Source organism: Aerococcus sp. L_32 (genome assembly GCF_050689315.1).
In genome coordinates this window covers 1-1,093 of the sequence record NZ_JBOEQF010000575.1, presented here as the reverse complement: position 1 = coordinate 1,093, position 1,093 = coordinate 1, and the positions used below count along the sequence as shown (strand labels likewise).

1 pseudogene is annotated in these 1,093 nt (G+C 40.3%); it reads left to right on the top strand.

What is annotated here, in order from left to right:
* Positions 1-1,093: pseudogene (locus ACRCJ0_RS14865) on the top strand (DNA-directed RNA polymerase subunit beta); the annotation flags it as partial.

The following is a 1,093-nucleotide window of genomic DNA, read 5'->3' as shown; positions in this document are numbered from 1 at the left end:
ACGTAAAGTGCCGATGTCAGTGTTGATGCGTGCATTAGGTTTCTCTTCGGATGACCAAATTCGTGAAATCTTCGGAGAAAGCGAAACATTAGAATTAACTTTAGAAAAAGATGTCCACAAAGACTTATCTGATTCTCGTACAGAAGAAGCCTTAAAAGAAATTTACGAACGTCTACGTCCGGGCGAACCAAAGACTGCAGACTCATCTCGTAACTTATTAACTGCTCGTTTCTTTGACCCACGCCGCTATGACTTAGCAGCTGTTGGACGTTACAAAGTGAACAAAAAATTAGATATCAAAAACCGCTTATTCAACCAAATCTTGGCTGAAACTTTGGTTGACCCAGAAACTGGTGAAATCTTAGCAGATAAAGGTACTGAATTAAACCGTGAAGTTATGGACAAATTAGAGCCATATTTTGAAAATGGTTTAAACGTGACAACATTGTATCCAAATGACGATGCTGTCCTAACAGAACCTGTTGATTTACAAATCGTTAAAATTCAAGCACCTAAAGATGCTGATCGTGTAATCAACGTTATTGCTAACGCGAGCCCAGGTAAAGAAGCTCGAGCCTTAACAATTGCTGACGTGTTAGCTTCATTAAACTACTTCTTAGGTTTATATGAAGGTATTGGTAAAACAGACGACATCGACCATTTAGGTAATCGTCGTATCCGTTCAGTTGGTGAATTATTACAAAACCAATTCCGTATCGGTTTATCTCGTATGGAACGTGTTGTACGTGAACGTATGTCTATCCAAGACATTGAAAAAGTAACGCCACAACAATTAATCAACATTCGTCCAGTCGTTGCGTCAATTAAAGAGTTCTTCGGTTCTTCTCAATTGTCTCAATTTATGGACCAAACCAACCCATTAGGTGAGTTGACGCACAAACGTCGTCTATCTGCCTTAGGACCTGGTGGTTTAACTCGTGACCGTGCCGGATACGAAGTTCGTGACGTTCACTATTCTCACTATGGTCGTATGTGTCCAATCGAAACACCTGAGGGACCAAACATCGGGTTGATCAACAACTTGGCGTCATACGCGAAAATCAATGAATTTGGTTTCATTGAAACACCTTAC